Annotated in this window: 17 protein-coding genes; 10 read left to right on the top strand and 7 right to left on the bottom strand. The window is 70.8% G+C overall.

The window, feature by feature from the left end; genetic code table 11:
• Window positions 1–131 precede the first annotated feature (131 nt).
• Window positions 132–1,001: a CheF family chemotaxis protein gene (locus HZS55_RS05590; RefSeq protein ID WP_179910744.1), complete on the bottom strand. Its 870-nt coding sequence runs from the start codon at window positions 999–1,001 to the stop codon at window positions 132–134.
• Between the two features lie 178 nt (window positions 1,002–1,179).
• Between HZS55_RS05590 and HZS55_RS05585 the strand changes: the two genes are divergently transcribed.
• A complete protein-coding gene (locus HZS55_RS05585; protein WP_179910743.1) occupies window positions 1,180–1,431 on the top strand; it encodes a hypothetical protein in 252 nt (83 codons plus the stop codon).
• 96 nt (window positions 1,432–1,527) lie between these two features.
• Here the strand turns inward: HZS55_RS05585 and HZS55_RS05580 are convergent, their stop codons facing one another.
• On the bottom strand, window positions 1,528–2,376 hold the full coding sequence (locus tag HZS55_RS05580) for an undecaprenyl-diphosphate phosphatase (protein ID WP_179910742.1): 849 nt from the start codon (window positions 2,374–2,376) through the stop codon (window positions 1,528–1,530).
• 204 nt (window positions 2,377–2,580) lie between these two features.
• On the opposite strand from HZS55_RS05580, the gene HZS55_RS05575 reads away from it, so the two are divergent.
• From HZS55_RS05575 to rnhB, 4 genes are all read left to right on the top strand, one after another.
• Window positions 2,581–2,916 carry a hypothetical protein gene (locus tag HZS55_RS05575; protein WP_179910741.1) on the top strand — a complete coding sequence of 112 codons (336 nt, stop codon included), beginning with the start codon at window positions 2,581–2,583 and terminating at the stop codon, window positions 2,914–2,916.
• Window positions 2,913–4,301: a tRNA pseudouridine(54/55) synthase Pus10 gene (locus tag HZS55_RS05570; RefSeq protein WP_179910740.1), complete on the top strand. Its 1,389-nt coding sequence runs from the start codon at window positions 2,913–2,915 to the stop codon at window positions 4,299–4,301. Before HZS55_RS05575 ends, HZS55_RS05570 begins: the two co-directional genes overlap by 4 nt.
• Before the next feature lie 67 nt (window positions 4,302–4,368).
• Complete coding sequence (locus tag HZS55_RS05565; RefSeq protein WP_179910739.1) at window positions 4,369–5,385, top strand: GDSL-type esterase/lipase family protein; 1,017 nt, start codon at window positions 4,369–4,371, stop codon at window positions 5,383–5,385.
• 189 nt (window positions 5,386–5,574) lie between these two features.
• The gene (rnhB, locus tag HZS55_RS05560) at window positions 5,575–6,333 is read left to right on the top strand and encodes a ribonuclease HII (protein ID WP_179910738.1); all 759 of its coding nucleotides are present in this window, start codon (window positions 5,575–5,577) and stop codon (window positions 6,331–6,333) included.
• Window positions 6,334–6,466: 133 nt separating this feature from the next.
• Here the strand turns inward: rnhB and HZS55_RS05555 are convergent, their stop codons facing one another.
• Window positions 6,467–6,856, bottom strand: a complete 390-nt coding sequence (locus tag HZS55_RS05555; RefSeq protein ID WP_179910737.1) for a UPF0146 family protein — start codon at window positions 6,854–6,856, stop codon at window positions 6,467–6,469.
• Between the two features lie 40 nt (window positions 6,857–6,896).
• Between HZS55_RS05555 and HZS55_RS05550 the strand changes: the two genes are divergently transcribed.
• From HZS55_RS05550 to HZS55_RS05540, 3 genes are all read left to right on the top strand, one after another.
• On the top strand, window positions 6,897–7,418 hold the full coding sequence (locus tag HZS55_RS05550) for an archaemetzincin family Zn-dependent metalloprotease (RefSeq protein WP_179910736.1): 522 nt from the start codon (window positions 6,897–6,899) through the stop codon (window positions 7,416–7,418).
• Between the two features lie 116 nt (window positions 7,419–7,534).
• Window positions 7,535–7,732, top strand: coding sequence for a hypothetical protein (locus tag HZS55_RS05545; RefSeq protein ID WP_179910735.1), 198 nt, complete (start codon window positions 7,535–7,537; stop codon window positions 7,730–7,732).
• Window positions 7,733–7,902: 170 nt separating this feature from the next.
• Window positions 7,903–9,039: an ATP-binding protein gene (locus HZS55_RS05540; RefSeq protein WP_179910734.1), complete on the top strand. Its 1,137-nt coding sequence runs from the start codon at window positions 7,903–7,905 to the stop codon at window positions 9,037–9,039.
• 3 nt (window positions 9,040–9,042) lie between these two features.
• Here the strand turns inward: HZS55_RS05540 and HZS55_RS05535 are convergent, their stop codons facing one another.
• Complete coding sequence (locus HZS55_RS05535; protein ID WP_179910733.1) at window positions 9,043–10,089, bottom strand: beta propeller repeat protein; 1,047 nt, start codon at window positions 10,087–10,089, stop codon at window positions 9,043–9,045.
• Window positions 10,090–10,319: 230 nt separating this feature from the next.
• On the opposite strand from HZS55_RS05535, the gene HZS55_RS05530 reads away from it, so the two are divergent.
• Window positions 10,320–10,949 carry a hypothetical protein gene (locus HZS55_RS05530; protein WP_179910732.1) on the top strand — a complete coding sequence of 210 codons (630 nt, stop codon included), beginning with the start codon at window positions 10,320–10,322 and terminating at the stop codon, window positions 10,947–10,949.
• Window positions 10,950–10,968: 19 nt separating this feature from the next.
• On the opposite strand, the gene HZS55_RS05525 is transcribed toward HZS55_RS05530, so the two are convergent.
• On the bottom strand, window positions 10,969–12,801 hold the full coding sequence (locus HZS55_RS05525; RefSeq protein WP_179910731.1) for a ribosome biogenesis/translation initiation ATPase RLI: 1,833 nt from the start codon (window positions 12,799–12,801) through the stop codon (window positions 10,969–10,971).
• A gap of 2 nt (window positions 12,802–12,803) precedes the next feature.
• Window positions 12,804–13,106: an EMC6-like membrane protein gene (locus HZS55_RS05520; protein WP_179910730.1), complete on the bottom strand. Its 303-nt coding sequence runs from the start codon at window positions 13,104–13,106 to the stop codon at window positions 12,804–12,806.
• A gap of 204 nt (window positions 13,107–13,310) precedes the next feature.
• On the opposite strand from HZS55_RS05520, the gene HZS55_RS05515 reads away from it, so the two are divergent.
• The gene (locus HZS55_RS05515; protein WP_135366170.1) at window positions 13,311–13,583 is read left to right on the top strand and encodes an ArsR family transcriptional regulator; all 273 of its coding nucleotides are present in this window, start codon (window positions 13,311–13,313) and stop codon (window positions 13,581–13,583) included.
• A 32-nt stretch (window positions 13,584–13,615) separates the two neighbouring features.
• Here the strand turns inward: HZS55_RS05515 and HZS55_RS05510 are convergent, their stop codons facing one another.
• Window positions 13,616–14,926 carry a hypothetical protein gene (locus tag HZS55_RS05510; RefSeq protein WP_179910729.1) on the bottom strand — a complete coding sequence of 437 codons (1,311 nt, stop codon included), beginning with the start codon at window positions 14,924–14,926 and terminating at the stop codon, window positions 13,616–13,618.
• Window positions 14,927–15,154 lie beyond the last annotated feature (228 nt).

Here is a 15,154-nt window from a genome sequence, read left to right as displayed (position 1 = left end):
AGACGTAACTCTCGCACACGTACGGCCCGATCGTCAACGACGACATCGTGTTCGACGCGCTCCAGAACAGTCTCGAACGATACGTCGAGTTCGTCGAAGTCGTCGACGACTATCTCTCGGAAGTATAGCAGTTACTGCTCGCTCATCGCTTCGCTCGCCAGGTTCCGGCCGTGGGCGTTGAGCGACACCTCCGTTCGGACGCGCACCTCGTCGACGGCGTCCATCTCCAGCAGCTTCTGATAGATCTCTTCGACCTCCTCGACGCTGATGCCGACGAAGTCGCTCATCTCGAACGGCGAGACGCCCGAATAGAGCGCCATCAACACCTGATTCTCCGTCTCGGTGAGTTCGTGCTCTTCGCTCCCGCGGTCGGAGACGACGGCCTCGAACAGATGGGCGAGCGCGTGGCAGTGGGCCTCGGTGCCCGAGAAGTGCGTCTCGACGCTGCGACCCTCCTCGTCGGTGTGTTCGAGCTGGACGACCTGGCGCCGGGTGCCCATGACGCCCTGGCTGGTCGTCTCGACGGTGCCCACGTCCGAGACGGGGAAGGCGGTGCTCCGGCCGCCCGGCAGCGCGAGCTTGACGGTGTCGTCGGCGAAGCGAAAGCGGGCCTTCGACCACTCGGTGTCCTGGACGACGCCGCCGACAACCGCGGGGTGTTTGACGAGGATGACCTCGGTGTCCAGCGCCGCGCGGCAGTACTCCCGGTCGAAGGCCTCGATGTCGGGCGCGTCGACGAGGAGCGCGTGGTCGCCCGCGCGGAGCGCGGTCGCGCCGTCGGCGGGGAACCCCTCGGGGACCACGCTCTCGGGGTCGTCGACGAGTTCGACGGCGCCGTGGGGGAACGACTGGTTGCCGTCGGCGTCGGCGAACACCAGTCGCTCGCTAGTGAGGACGACCCGCGAGGAGCGCCAGCGCGGCTCCGCGACCGGCTCGCCGTCCCTGACGACGAACGCGTAGTCGCCCGAGGTGTCCACGAGTTTGGCTTCGTCCCCGCTCATGACGCAGCTATCGACAGATGACGGCGCGACGCATATAAATTCGTCTGGGTGGGCCCACAAGCCCAGCCCGCTGCGACGGCATCGTGACAGTCATCGTACTGGACTGCGTTTCGGTATCCCGGCTTACAGAAATGTATTTCAGATTATGCTTATGGTGGGCCCGGCCCTTCGATCGAGTATGAGCCAACCCATCCACGGTTCGGCCCCGGTATCGGCTTCCGTAGCGTCCCACTCCGTCGCCCGGGTCGCCGCGGTCAGCGCGGTCGCGGTGGCGGTTGCGGTCGCGATGGTCGCGGTCGTCGCTCAGCCCGCCGTCGCCGTCGGCGTCGCGGTCGCGGCGGCGGTCGTCCGCTACCGGCGCGTGGTCACCGTTCCGGTGGCGCGGCGCGCCCACGAGCGGCTGACCGCCGAGCGACCCGCGGCGAACTGACGCGAGCGAACGACTGCGGTCCCGCTGAGCAAGCGCTTCACCCTCCCTCGCGTTCGTGACTCGCGTCGGTCACGAACTCGCGAACATCGAACCTCGTTATACCACCGCGAGCCACCCGTTCTCCGCGGCCACGAGCAACCCGCCGCCGAGGACCGCCAGCGCGCCGAAGCCGACGCAGACGCCCCAGAAGGCGACGCGGCGGACCAGCGCCACCAGCGCGCCGACGGTGAAATAGCCGACGACCGCGCTCACGCCCAGCGCCAGCACGGCCTGGGGGACCGGAATGGTCGGCACGCCCTCGTCGAGGGCGACCAGCAGGCCCGCGCCGAGCGAGGCCGGGATCGACAGCAGGAACGACAGTTGCAGCGCGCGCTCGCCCTCGTGGCCGCGCAACAGCAGCGCGCTCACGGTCGTGCCCGACCGCGAGACCCCCGGGAGGAGGGCCAGGCCCTGGCAGATTCCCACGACGACGGCGTCGACGGCGTCGGGCGTCGCGCGCTCGCCAAGCCCCCAGCGGTCGGCGGCCCGCTGGACTACCCCTGTGGCCACGAGCAGGACGCCGACGGCGGCGACGAACGCGCCCCCCGCCAGCTCCGTGGCGGCCTCCGAGAGCGCGGCGTAGATAGAGAGGCCGACGACGCCGGAGACGAGCGACGCGACCCCGTAGAAGGTCAGGTCGGCGCGGTCGGCGCCGAAGGCGTCGCGGGGGCGCCACTCGGGGGCCGACCCGAGGAGCCCGACGGCCTCCTCGCGGTAGAACGCGAGCGCGGCGACGGCCGTCCCCGCGTGGAGAAAGAGGGCGAACTGCGTCGCGTCGAACGCCGACTCGCCGGTCGATAGCGCGACGACGAGCGCGACGCCGCCCTCGCTGGAGACGGGGAGCCACTCCAGGACGCCCTGGACGAGCCCGACCAGCAGCGCCAGCAGCGTCGCCCGCGGATCCATGGCGGCAGGGGCGTGCTTCGCGGGCAAAGGCGTTCGGGTTTCCGAGAGCGACTCCGTCGGACGGTGCCCGCTGTGTGCCCGTGTCACGGATGGTGACAGCATAGTTATGAATACTGCCGACGTAGGAGCCACACGCAAACGCAACTGGCGACCGATCTGTGGGCGGACCCGCAGGCGCTGCCGCGCTGGTGGAGCGTCTGCCTCGTGGTCGGCGCCTCGCTGCTGGCCGCGCGGCTGATACAGGTCGGCGGCGACGCGGCCATCCGCCGGCTCACGCGGACGATCCCGGGCGACGTGGACCGGGTCGTCCTCCGGAGCGTCCACCCGGCGCTGTACGCGACCGTCCTGGCCGCCGGCGGCTATCTCGGGACGAGACTGCTGACGACCGACCCCGGCTGGATCGACCCCGCGACCGCGACGGCGCAGACACGGTCGATCGCGCCCTGGAGTACAGCCTCGGGCTCCGAGAGATCTGACGACACCGCCGCTGGCCCCGTGTCGAAAGGGAATTACGCGCCCGTCGCCCACTCACTGCCATGACCAACGACGTCCTCGATCTGGCCCGGCGGGCCGTCGAGACGGGGCCGCTCTGTGACCCCTGTCTCGGCCGGCTCGTCGCCGAGCGGAGCTTCGGCCTCACCAACCGCGAACGGGGCCGGAGCCTCCGCGTCGCCGTCGCGCTCGCCGACGACCGCCCCGTCGCCGACCTCGAACCGGACGAGCCCTGCTGGGTCTGCGAGGGCGAATCCACCGAGGAGCGCGCCCAGGAGTGGGCCGAACGGGCCGCCTACGCCGTCTCCGACTACGACTTCGAGACCTTCCAGGTCGGGACGCGCGTCCCGCCGCTGTTCGAGGAGAACGACGCCCTGCTCCGGGCGGACCTGGGCCTCGACGACGACGCCGGCGAGGCGCTCAAGTCCGAACTCAACCGCGAAGTCGGCAAGCGCTTCGGCCGCGAGACCGACAGCGAGGTGGAGTTCCAGCGCCCGGACGTGCAGATCACCCTCAACCTCGGCGACGACACCGTCGACGCGGGGGTCAACTCCGCGTTCGTCTACGGCCGCTACCGCAAGCTCGAACGGGACATCCCCCAGACGAAGTGGCCCTGCAGCGACTGCAACGGCACCGGCCTGAACCGCGGGGAGATCTGCGAGGGCTGCGACGGCTCGGGGTATCGCTACGACGAGAGCGTCGAGCAGCTCACCGCCCCCGTCGTGGAGGAGGCGATGGACGGCGAGTCGGCCACCTTCCACGGCGCCGGCCGCGAGGACGTGGACGCGCTCATGCTGGAGGGGGGACGGCCGTTCGTCATCGAGATCGACGAGCCCCGCGAGCGGACGGTCGACGCCGCGGCGCTCGAACCGGCGATCAACGAGTTCGCCGACGGGAAAGTCGAGGTGCTCGATCTGCGCCAGGCCACCTACGAGATGGTCGAGCGCGTCAAGGAACTAGCGGCCAGCAAGACCTACCGGATGGAGATCGAGTTCGCGGAAGCGGTCGAGACCGCCGACTTCGAGGCGGCGCTCGACGAACTGGCGGGTGCGACGATCGAACAGCGCACGCCCCAGCGGGTCGACCACCGACGCGCGGACATCGAGCGGACCCGGGAGGTGTACGACATCGAGGGCGAACTCGACGGCGAGCGAACGGCGACCGTCGAACTCCACGGCGAGGGCGGCCTCTACGTCAAGGAACTCGTCTCCAGCGACGAGGGGCGCACCGAACCGAGTCTCGCGGGCCTGCTGGGCGTCGAGAGCGTGGTGACCGCGCTGGACGTGCTGAACGTCGAGGGCGAGGGCGAGCCGTTCGCCGACGAGGCGTTCTTCCGCGACGAACCGGCGGATGCGGCCGACAGCGAGGAGGGCGGCGACGGCGACGGTGGCGACGACTCGGACGCGGAGTCGGCGAGCGCGGACGGCGACTGACCGAACAGGCGGCGGACGCCGCCGACACCGACGAAGCCAAGGGGGACGGTTCGAGAGATCTGAGCGAATGCCGACGATCGACGAGTACCCCTCGGTGTCGCTGCACAACGTCTCGGAGCTCGTGCCCGCCGACTGGGCGGACGACGGCGACCGTCTGCACCGACTCCCGGCCGACGTGGCCTCGCGACTGAACGAGATGGCCGACGGCCGCGTCCGCGAACCGTCCGGGAGCGAGCTCCGCTTCGTGCCCGAGACCGACGACGCGGAGATCGAGGTCACGCTCTCCGCCGAGGAATCGGGGCAGTTCCGCGTGTTCTGGGGGCCGTTCCAGCCCTGGAAACCGACCGACATCGGCCCCGAGCCCGAGACGCACACGCTCGCGGTTCCCGAGCGAGTGCGGAAACTCGACACCGAGGTCGACGGCCGGTTCGACCCGCGCGTCTGTCGGATCCTGTTCGAGCGCACTCCGGCGGTCGCCGTCCACGACGTGACCGGCGACTGCCGGCCGCCCGAACCCGGCGAGCTGCCGGACACGCGCTATCTCGCCTACGGCACCTCGATCACGGAGGGCGCCGCCTCCTCGGCGACTCACCTGAACTACGTCTCGCGGGTCGCTCGCGCCCTAGAGTGGGACGTGCTGAACTTCGGCTGCTCGGGGTCGGCCTACGCCGACGCCCCGATGGGCGAGTACATCGCCGAGCGCGACGACTGGGACGTGGCCACGCTCGCGCTGTCGATCAACATGGCCAACCAGGAGTTCCCCGTCGAGGAGTTCGAGGAGAGCGCCCGGGCGTTCGTCGAGACCGTCGCCGAAGCCCACCCCGACGAACCGATCGTCTGTATCACCCTGTTCCCGTACTACCCCGACGTGATCGAGGACGGCGACCGCGAGCGCGCCGAAGCCTACCGCGCGACGCTCCGGGAGATCGTCGCCGACACCGACCACCCCGACATCTCCGTCGTCGAGGGCACGGACCTGACCGACGTGTCCGGCTACTCCGCGGACATCCTCCACCCCGGCGACGCCGGCATGGAGGAGATCGGGCGAAATCTGGCCCGCGAACTCGACGAGCGGATCGCCTAACGGCGCCCAGCGACCGCGCGCGAACGCGTCCGCTCCGCTTTTTGAGCCTATCGACCGCGTCCGAACCCACCAGTCTCGGGGCTCGAACCCCCAGAACGCCCCCGAGCGACCCCGAGACGGCAGACGCGCGTCAGACGGTCGGCGTCTCGACCGCGACAGTTTAAATACGAGAAGAGACAAGCCGTCGCCATGCACGAGTTCGGCGTCGACGAGGCCGGCAAGGGGCCGGTGTTGGGCTCGATGTTCGCGGCGGCGGTCGCCGTGGACCCCGCCGATCTGCCCGACGACGTCGGCGACTCGAAGGGGATCGCCCCCGAGCGCCGTCGCGAACTCGACGCGGCGATCCGCGAGGTCGGGGCGGTCGGCGTCGCCGAGGTCACCGTCGAGCGCATCGACGACGAGGAGACGGACATGAACTCGCTGACCGTCGCCGCCCACGCCGAGGCCGTCGACGCGCTGGCCGACGCCGCCGGGGCGACACCGACCGACGAGGACCCCCTCGACGGCTACGTCGACGCCGGCGACACCAACGCCGTCCGCTTCGAGCGCCGCGTAGAGGACGCCGCCGAGGCCGCGATCGACGCCCGCGCCGAGCACGGCGCCGACGAGACCTACGCGGTGGTCGGCGCCGCCAGCATCGTCGCGAAGGTGGCCCGCGACGCCCACGTCGAGGCGCTCGCCGAGGAGTACGGCGACGTGGGCAGCGGCTACCCCGGCGACGAGACCACGAGGGAGTTCCTCGAAGCCTACGTCGCCGACCACGAGGAACTGCCCGGTTGCGCCCGCGCGTCCTGGCAGACCAGCAAGGACGCCCTCGCCGCCGTCTCGCAGTCTTCGCTCGGCGAGTTCGAGCCCGACGGCGGCCGCGCCGTGGCGGAGCCGGCGGAGGAGACGACGGTCCGATCCGACGGCAGCGGCCTCCGACGGACGACGCTCGACGACTTCTAGACCGGTCTCCCGCCCGGGTTCGAAACGGGAACCGAACGGCGTCGCGGAGAGGCGCCGGCTCCTGGCGGGTCGAGCGGAGTAGCCCGTTCCCGGCGGGTGGCGCGACGCGGAAGCCCGAGCGGTCGATCCGCGGTCAGCCGCGTGCGACGAACAGCGTCTCGGCGGGCAGCGTCTCGCGTTCGGTCGCGACGAGCGGCTGGTCGGTGCCGAGGGTCGTGAACATGAACGCGGCGTCGGCCTCGCGGGCGGCGGCCAGCGCCGGCCGGTGGAGCTCCGGCGGGAGGTTCAGCGCGTAGACCAGGTCGGCGCCGGCGTACACCGACGGGTCGGGGTCGGTCACGTCGTCGACGACGAACCGGACGGAGTCGGGGACCGTCCGGACTCGGCGGTCGGTGGCGACCACGTCGGTACCGGTCTCGGCGAGCGCGTCGGCGACGACGGGCCGGCGGCCGATCCCGACCTCGACGGCGGCGTCGAACTCGGCGAAGCGGGCGACGAGTGCGTCCAGCGTCTCGGGGATCACGTCGGGGAGTTTATCATGCCCGCCCGCATAAACACCCCGTATGCACGTCGACATCGTGCCGGTGGGCGACGTCCGCGCCGAGGTGAAACGCGAATCCTCGGCGAGCCTCCGGGCCGTCTACGAGAGCGACGTGACGATGCACGACACGCAGTCGATCCCCTCCGGCGCGTACGACCGCAGTCGCGACCAGTACAGCGCGGAATCGTTCATCAAACTCGCCACCCGCGTGGGCGACGGCGACAAGAACATCGCCATCACCCCCAAGGACCTGTTCTACCACCGGCGCAACTACGTCTTCGGGCTCGCCTACCTCGACGGCAAGGGGTCGGTCATCTCCACCTATCGCCTGAACACCTCCTCCGACGGCGGCATCTCGCGGCGCTCCGACGAGGACGTGTTCTCCGACCGCGTCCGCAAGGAGGTCATCCACGAGATCGGCCACACCATGGGCCTGGAACACTGCGACAACAAACGCTGCGTCATGAGCTTCTCGCCCACCGTCCGCGAGGTCGACATCAAAGACGAGGCGCTCTGTGGCACCTGTCAGCGCCAGGTTATGTGACCGCGACGCGCCGTGTCCGTCCGTGACGGGTGCTACCGTCCGTTCTTCGCCCGCTCGGCGACGTACCAACGTGGTTAGGCACCAGCGCTATTTCCAATCCCCGCGAAGCAACGGTGATGAGCGAATCCCAGAACCGCGAGCGTACGCGTGAGCTCGGCGAACTGTTCGTCTCGGTCACGGGCGACGACACCGTGACGGAGTCCCAGGAGGAAGACGGCGAGAAGGTCTCGGACTCGGAGGACGACGAGTACGCGATGGGCGACGACGGCCTCGACGGCGCCATCGACGCGGATCTGGACGGCGCGTCGAACTGACCGGTGAGAGCGCAGTCGCATCGACGCCCGACGGTCACCTCTTCTCGGGACGGCGCGGTCCGTCGCCGCGACACCGGAGAGACGGGAGTTTCGGAGCGGACGGACGGGCCCGTAGCGGCGCGGCTCTCGGTCTGTAAGGCACCTGATTGAAAAAGGAGTAGACGTAATCAATGGACATGGACACGGACCGCCGGTGGGGGGTGGGCCCGCTGGCGATCGGGGCCGTGGGGTTCGTACTCGCGGCGACGGCGCTTGTCTATCACGGGGCGGAAGCGGCGGCGCTGGGCTCGTTCGGAGGCCCGCTTCTCGCGCTGCTGATCGACGGGGTCCCGGCGGTCGTGCTGGCCTACGCGGGCTACCGGCTGTGGAACGCCGACCTCGGCGCCGAGTACCGGTGGGTGGTCGCCGTCTGGTCGCTCGGCGGCGTCGCGGTCTTCACGAGCGCGGTCGGGCTGACCGTCGCCGTGCGACTCCTGGAGGACAGGGTGGTCACGGAGCCGGCGTTCACGCTGCTGGTCGCCGCGTCGTTCGGCGGGCTGGCGGGCGCGCTCGCGGGCTACTACCGGGCGCGGGCGGTCGCCGACGCCACCCGGGCCGAGCGGGCGAGCGACGCGCTGGCGTTCGTCAACGGCCTCATCAGACACGACCTTCGCAACGACATGCAGGTGATCCGCGCCTACGCGGAGGAGATCGAGGACGCCGACGCGCCGACCGACGCCGCGGTGACCGACCACGCGACGGTCGTCCGGGAGAAGACCGACGAGGCCTTCGAGCGCATCGACACCGCGGGCTCGCTGGCCAAGACCGTCGCCGGCGAGGCCGACTACGAGCCCGTCGATCTGGTCGCGATCGCCGACGACGCGGCCGCGAGCGTCGAGTCGGCCACGGCCGCGACCGTCACGACCGACCTCCCCGAGCGGGCGCCGGTCGTCGCCAACGCCGGCCTCCGGTCGGTCGTCGACAACCTCGTCGAGAACGCCGTCGAACACGACGAGGGCGACGACCCCCGCGTCGCGCTGACCGTCGAGCGCCGCGAGGAGACGGTCCGCCTGACCGTCAGCGACGACGGCCCCGGGATCCCGCCCGAGGAACGCCCCGCCGCCTATCGCCACGGCGACGGGACGGACGGCGGCGGGCTCCGCATCGCCGCCACGCTCGTCGAGCGCTACGGCGGCGACCTCCGGATCGACGACGACGGCGGCGTCGGGGCGGGCGACGGCACGACCGTCGTCGTCGAGCTACCGCGGGCCGACGACGGTGCCGCCGGCGTCTCGCGCCGGACCGACCGGCGGGCCATCGGTGGCTGACGGTCAGGCCAGCCGAGTCAGCGGCGTGTACCGACCCGTCGGCTCCCCTGGCACCGGCAGGTCGCCGACCGACGCCCACTCGCCGCCGCGGCGGACGAGGACGGACCCGCGGTGGGTCGCGACGACCGGGTCACCGCCGACCGCCGTCATCCCGGTGACCGTCTCGTCGGCGGCCGGGAACTCGACTCGTTCGACCGACCCGTCGCGGACGGCCAACAGGACCGGGTCGGCGTCGGGGTCGTCCCAGGTCGAGGAGTTCGCGAGCGCGCCGCCGGCGTAGACGACGCCGTCCAGCGAGAACGCCGTCCGGAAGTACCGCTGGTCGACCCCCTCGTCCAGCCGGGTCCACGACTCGCCCGCGTCCGTCGTCCGAAACAGGCCGAAGCCCGTCGCGGCGACGTACTCGCCGGGTCCCACGACGTGCAACTCGTGGATGTCGTCGTCCACGCCCTCGCCGTCGGAGTCGTCTCCTCGCCGCTCGACCCACGTCTCGCCCCCGTCGTCGCTGCCGTGGACGCCGCCGACCTCGACGCCGGCGACGAGCCGGTCGGGGTCAGCGGGGTCGCGGTGGAGGTCCTTGACCTGCGCGAGGTCGTCGTGGCGGGGGAGCCGCCACTCCTCACGCGAGGGGAGGGCCTGGAACCCCTCGCACTCGCGCCACTCGACGGCCGGGCCGATGTCGTCCGTTTCGCCCGCGTCGGTCCCGTACTCGAACTCGCCGACGTAGACGCGAGCCGGGCGAGTGCCGGCGTAGAGGCGGCCGTCCGGGAGCGCGCCGACGCTGTAGACCGCTTCGGTCGGGACGCCCAGATCCACCCACGTCTCGCCGTCCGGCGAGTGGAAGAGGCCGGTCGTCGTCGCCGCGAACGCGCCGTCGGGCGAGTCCGACGAGGGTTCGCTCCGCTCGCTCGCGGAACCGCCGTCGACGGCGTCGAACGTTCGCAGTCGCATCACGCGGCCGCTGTCGAGGATCTGCTCGGCCGTCCGGTCGGCCGGGCCGTCCAGATCGGGGAGCCGGTACACGCCGTCGTCGCTGCCGGCGAGGAGCATGGTCGATCGAACGCCGGGACAGCACTAAAGCGATCGCTGAACGCCGTTTTTGTATCGAGTTCGACACCTCTGCGACCGGGACCGACAGGGGCGGCGACGCGACAGGGGTCGTCGCCGGCGACCGGCGGTGACGTAACGGTCCCGCTCGGCCAACGATCGGACGTGACCCTCCCATCGAACGCGAGGGGGGCCCTCGAACCGACCGGCGAGTACTGGGGTGTTCCGCGCCCGTGACCCCCGCGATCGGCGTCCCGTCGCCCGAGCGGGCGGCTCGCCTGACGAGCGCGCTCGCCGTCGTCGTCGCGAGCGCGGCCGCCGTCGCCCTGCTCGTCCCGGACCCGTTCGCCGACGCCTTCTTCGCCGGGTGGGTGCTGCTGCTCGTCGGCCTCGCCGTCGCCGGCGCGGTCGGCGCGTGGACGAACCGGCCGCCGCTCGTCTGGGTGGCGGCTCTCCTGACGACGGGCCTGGCGGTCGTGGGGATGATGTCGATCGGACTCCTCGTCGCCCCTGTCGCGCTCCTGCTGGTCCTGACGGCGGGGTTCTCGCACGTTTCGGGTCCGCGCGAGGGCGTTCGAGAGGCGATCGTCGCCGATCCGCCGAGCGCGCGGGTGCTGGCGCTAAAGAGTCTCGCTGGCGTCACCGCCGTGGCGGTCGGGGGTTGGCTGGTCAATCTGGGGGCGGTCGCACGGCCGCTGTTCGGGGCGTGTGCGCGGGAGACGCTGTCCTGCGCGCTCGCGGTGACTCACTGGGACGCGGTCGCCATCACCGCCCTCGGACTGCTCTCGGTGTCGTTCGGCGCGTGGCTTGTCTGGCGAGGGAGCTACGTCGCGCGTGTGCTGGCGTCAGAGGGAAGCGGGTAGTCGGCGACTGTGACTCGGGTCAGTCGCTGTAGTAGTACTCGCCGGCCGACTTCTGCTCCCGGTCCAGTTGCGAGCCGGGCTTGTTGATGCGCGGGCGGCCGGTGCGCTCGTCGCGGCGGAAGGTGATGTCGAGGTTGGCGAGGAACTCGTTCATGCCGTCGCGCATGCCCACGGGCGGCGAGGCGTGGCCGTGTGCGGCCGGTTCGCCGTCGAAGACCAGCAGGCGGTCGGCCAGCAGGTCGATCATGTAGATGTCGTGGTCGATGACGAGCGCGGTCGCGTCGTGGTTCTCGGCGTAGCGACGGATGGCCGAGGTGGCCCGGACCCGCTGTTCCACGTCGAGGTGGGCCGACGGCTCGTCGAGCAGGTACAGGTCGGCGTCCTCGGAGAGGCAGGCCGCGATGGCGACGCGCTGGCGCTCCCCGCCGGAGAGATCGGTGAGGTTCTGCTCCATGATGCGGTCCAGTTGCAGGGGGTCGGCGATCTCCGTGTTCCAGTAGGAGGTGCCGAAATCGTCGGTGATAGAGGAGAGGAACGCATCGACGCGCATCGGCTGGTCGATCTCGACGTACTGGGGCTTGTAGGCGATGTCGAGGCGCGCGTCGACCTCGCCCTCGTCGGGTTCGAGGCGGCCGGCGAGCATCTGGGCGAACGTCGACTTCCCGATGCCGTTCGGGCCGACGACGCCAAGGACTTCGTTCTCCTGGATCTCGCCGCCCTCCACTTCGAGGGAGAACTCCCCGTCGCCGTAGGACTTCGTGAGGTCGGGGTACTCGACGACGACCTCGCCCTCGGCGGTCGTGCGGGGGGCGTGTTCCTCGAAGGTGATCGACTCCTGGCGGACCCGCATGTTCTCGTTCTCTAGATAGCCGCCGAGGTACTCGTTGATACCGTTCTTCGTGGATTTCGGGCTCGTGATGACGCCGAACGCGCCAGAGGTCCCGTAGGCGACGTGGATGGTGTCGGCGAGCAGGTCCAGAATCGCGAGGTCGTGTTCGACGACGAGCATCGAGCGGCCGCCCTCGTCGGCGAGTTCCCGCACCAGTCGCGCGGCGGTCATCCGCTGGCCGATGTCGAGGTACGGGGTGAGTTCGTCGAGGAAGTAGAAGTCGGCGTCGCGGGCGAGACACGCGACGAGCGCGACCCGCTGGAGTTCCCCGCCCGAGAGCGTGTCGATGTCCTGGTCGACGACCGGGCGGATGCCGACCCGGTCGATCAGCTCGTCGAGCGCGCCGCGTTCGTCGGTCCGCTCCAGCAGCTGGCGGGTGGTGCCGTCGAACTGGTCGGGGATCTGGTCGACGTACTGCGGTTTGCGCGCGACGGTCACGTCGCCCTGGCGGAGCGCTTCGAGGTAGGTCTGCAGTTCCGTCCCGCGGTACTCGTCCATGATAGCCTCCCAGGCGGGCGGGTCGCCCGACACCTGGCCGAGGTTGGGCGACATCTCGTCGGCGAGGATGCGGACGGCGGTGGTCTTCCCGATGCCGTTCGGGCCGAGGATACCCGTCACTTGCCCCTCCTGGGGGGCGGGCAACCCGTAGAGGGCGAAGGCGTTCTCGCCGTAGCGGTGGACGGGCTCGTCGTCGAGTTCCTGGGGGAGGTTGATGATCTCGATGGCGTCGAAGGGGCACTTGTTGACGCAGATGCCGCAGCTCTCGCCGAGGCAGATCTCCTCGGAGATGTGGATCTGGTCGGGGCCGCCCTCGAACGGTTCGCCCTCCTCGAAGCGCTCCTCCCGGGTGACGATGCACTCCTTGCCCGAGCGGTTGGGCGGGCAGAAGTTCGCACACTCGTAGTTACAGCGGTCGGGCTGGCATCTGTCGAGGTCGACGACCGCGATCGAATCGTCCGCCATCGTTACAGCGAGGTCCCCGCAGTCATGAGGATGCCCCAGGAGACGAACCACAGCGAGAAGGTGATGAAGGCGATGTAGAGGTACTCCTTCACGCCGAAGTCGTCCACGTCGATGCCGATCGCCATGTAGACGGGCAGCTGGACGAGCACCGCCGCACCGAGCAGGTACAGGCCCAGCCGGTCGTTCGGGCCGGCGGCCAGCGCCTGGGCGGCCACGCCGGCGCCGATCCCCAGCACGGAGGCGAACGTCGTCACCGTCAGCCCCCGCAGGTGGTCGTCCCACCCCTCGGCGGTTTCGGTAGCCATACGTTCGTCTCGGCCGCGCGGCCCCAAAAGCCGTTCGTTCCTGCCCCCGTGCGAGCCCGGGGTGGGCGGGGGATTGCCGCTCCCGATCGCGGCCCCGCGGGGCGGCGGACCAGCCACCGCGTTCGCTCGCGTTCCGGCGATACTCCGGGCCTCGGCCGTCGCCAGTGTGAATCTTTATTGTACGCGCGCCCTACCCATCTATCGATGCCCGAGACAGACGGGGACGACCTCAGCGACCTGCCGCCGAGCGCGAAACTCGTCTTCAAAGTACTGGAGTACGACGGTCCGCTCACCCAGAAGGGGATCGTCGAGGAGTCGATGCTTTCGGCGCGGACCGTCCGCTACGCCCTCGAACGCCTCGAAGAGGTCGGCGTCGTCGAGGAGGATGTCTACTTCGCCGACGCTCGTCAGAACCTCTACGAGATCGACAAACCCGACTGTGACGGCGACTGCGAGGCCGCCGCCTCCGCCGACTGATACGCTTTCTCCGCCGACCGACGCCGCGCTCGCTATGACGCTCCACGCGGGTCGATTCGCGATAGCGCACGACCGGCGTGGTCGGTCGCGACCCTCACTGCGAACCCGCCGATCCCACCGACGGCGCCACAGGACACGGGGTACACCAGCCCCGTCCGCTGGACGGCGTCGAGGAACGACACCGCGAGCACCAGGTCCGGCGCGGCGGGCGGCGTCCACGCCGACAGCAGCGCCGTCGCCGCCGCGACCGGGAGGTAGCCGACCGCGACGGCGGCGCCGCGGAGCGCCGCAGATCCGGGACCCGACGCGCCGACCAGGGCGACCAGCGCCGCGCCGGCCAGCAGGAGGACGACGCTCGGGACGAGCGGCGCGACCCCCGCCAGTTCGAAGATATCGATGCGATCGACACCGTCGGTGACCGCCCGCAGGTACCGCACCTCCATCGACCCGCCGTGGAGCCGGTGGTACTGCCAGGTCGCGAGCGTGTCCAGGCCCGGGTCGATACTCCCCGGTGCGATCCCCCCGTACTCGCCGCGGGCGAATCCGCCGGCCTCGAGGTCCGGGTGACGCTCGGTCGCGAGGTGGCGCTCGGTCAGGTGCCGGACCGCCGCCCACCCGACCGCGAACGCCGCCGCGCCGGCGACGGCGCCGCGAGCGAGGAGCGAACGGGGCCACTCGCTTGTTCGCCAGGCGAAGGCGAGATAGCCGCCCAGGGCGCCGAACGCGAGCGGGACGGCGACGCCGGTCAGGACGATTGCCGGCTCCAGCGGAAGCCGGACGGTGCCGAGCGGATGGGTCGTCGCACCGACCCCCGAGACGACGACCCGGACGCTGTCGGGCGCCGTCCACGCGGACAGCCGAGCGGAAAGCACCGCCAGCGGGAAGTACCCGAGCGCGACGAGGCCACCGCGGCCGGCAGCCGCCCAGGGGCCGCCGGCCCGGGTTCGAGCGACCAGCAGGAACCCCGCCGCCACCAGCAGCAGCGGCACCGCGATCACGAGGAGGCGGCGCGGCGGGGCGACGTTACCCACGACCCCGAACCACGGGTCGAGCCGGACGCCGTGGAGCCGATGATACTGCCAGACCGCGAACTGCCACGCGCTCGGGAGCGCGCCGTCGGGACCGACGTTCACCTCTCGGCCCGCGTCGATCCCGTAGCTGAAATACGAGAGGACCGGCCTCGTCGGGTCGCGAACCCAGTGGCGCTCCGAGAGAACCGTCACCGCGGAGCCGGCGACGAACGCGCAGAACCCCGCGAGACTCCCGAACACCACGGCTTCCCGGCCGGGGACGGCCGCGGCGAGGCGCGCTCGCAGTCGCGCCTGGCGGTCCGCGGGTGACATAGCGAACGGTCACCCAGACGACCGGTAAGTCTTTTGCCCGGTGGCCCCGCTCAAATACGCAGTACAGGTGGTGCAGTTAGTGGTCGATCCCTAGTCGATCGTCCGCGAGCGAAGCGAGCGGTTCACCGCCGGAGCCGTCGAAGACGGCGGAGGCGGCCTTTTTCACCCATGTTTTTGCGCCGAGTGGTTCCCGCAGCGAACGGAGTGAGCGAGGAAACCCGAGGCGGA

It is taken from the genome of Halosimplex rubrum, from assembly GCF_013415885.1.
Lineage (GTDB): Archaea > Halobacteriota > Halobacteria > Halobacteriales > Haloarculaceae > Halosimplex > Halosimplex rubrum.
Note: the sequence above shows the minus strand (reverse complement) of the source record. Positions and strands in the feature narration are given on the sequence as shown.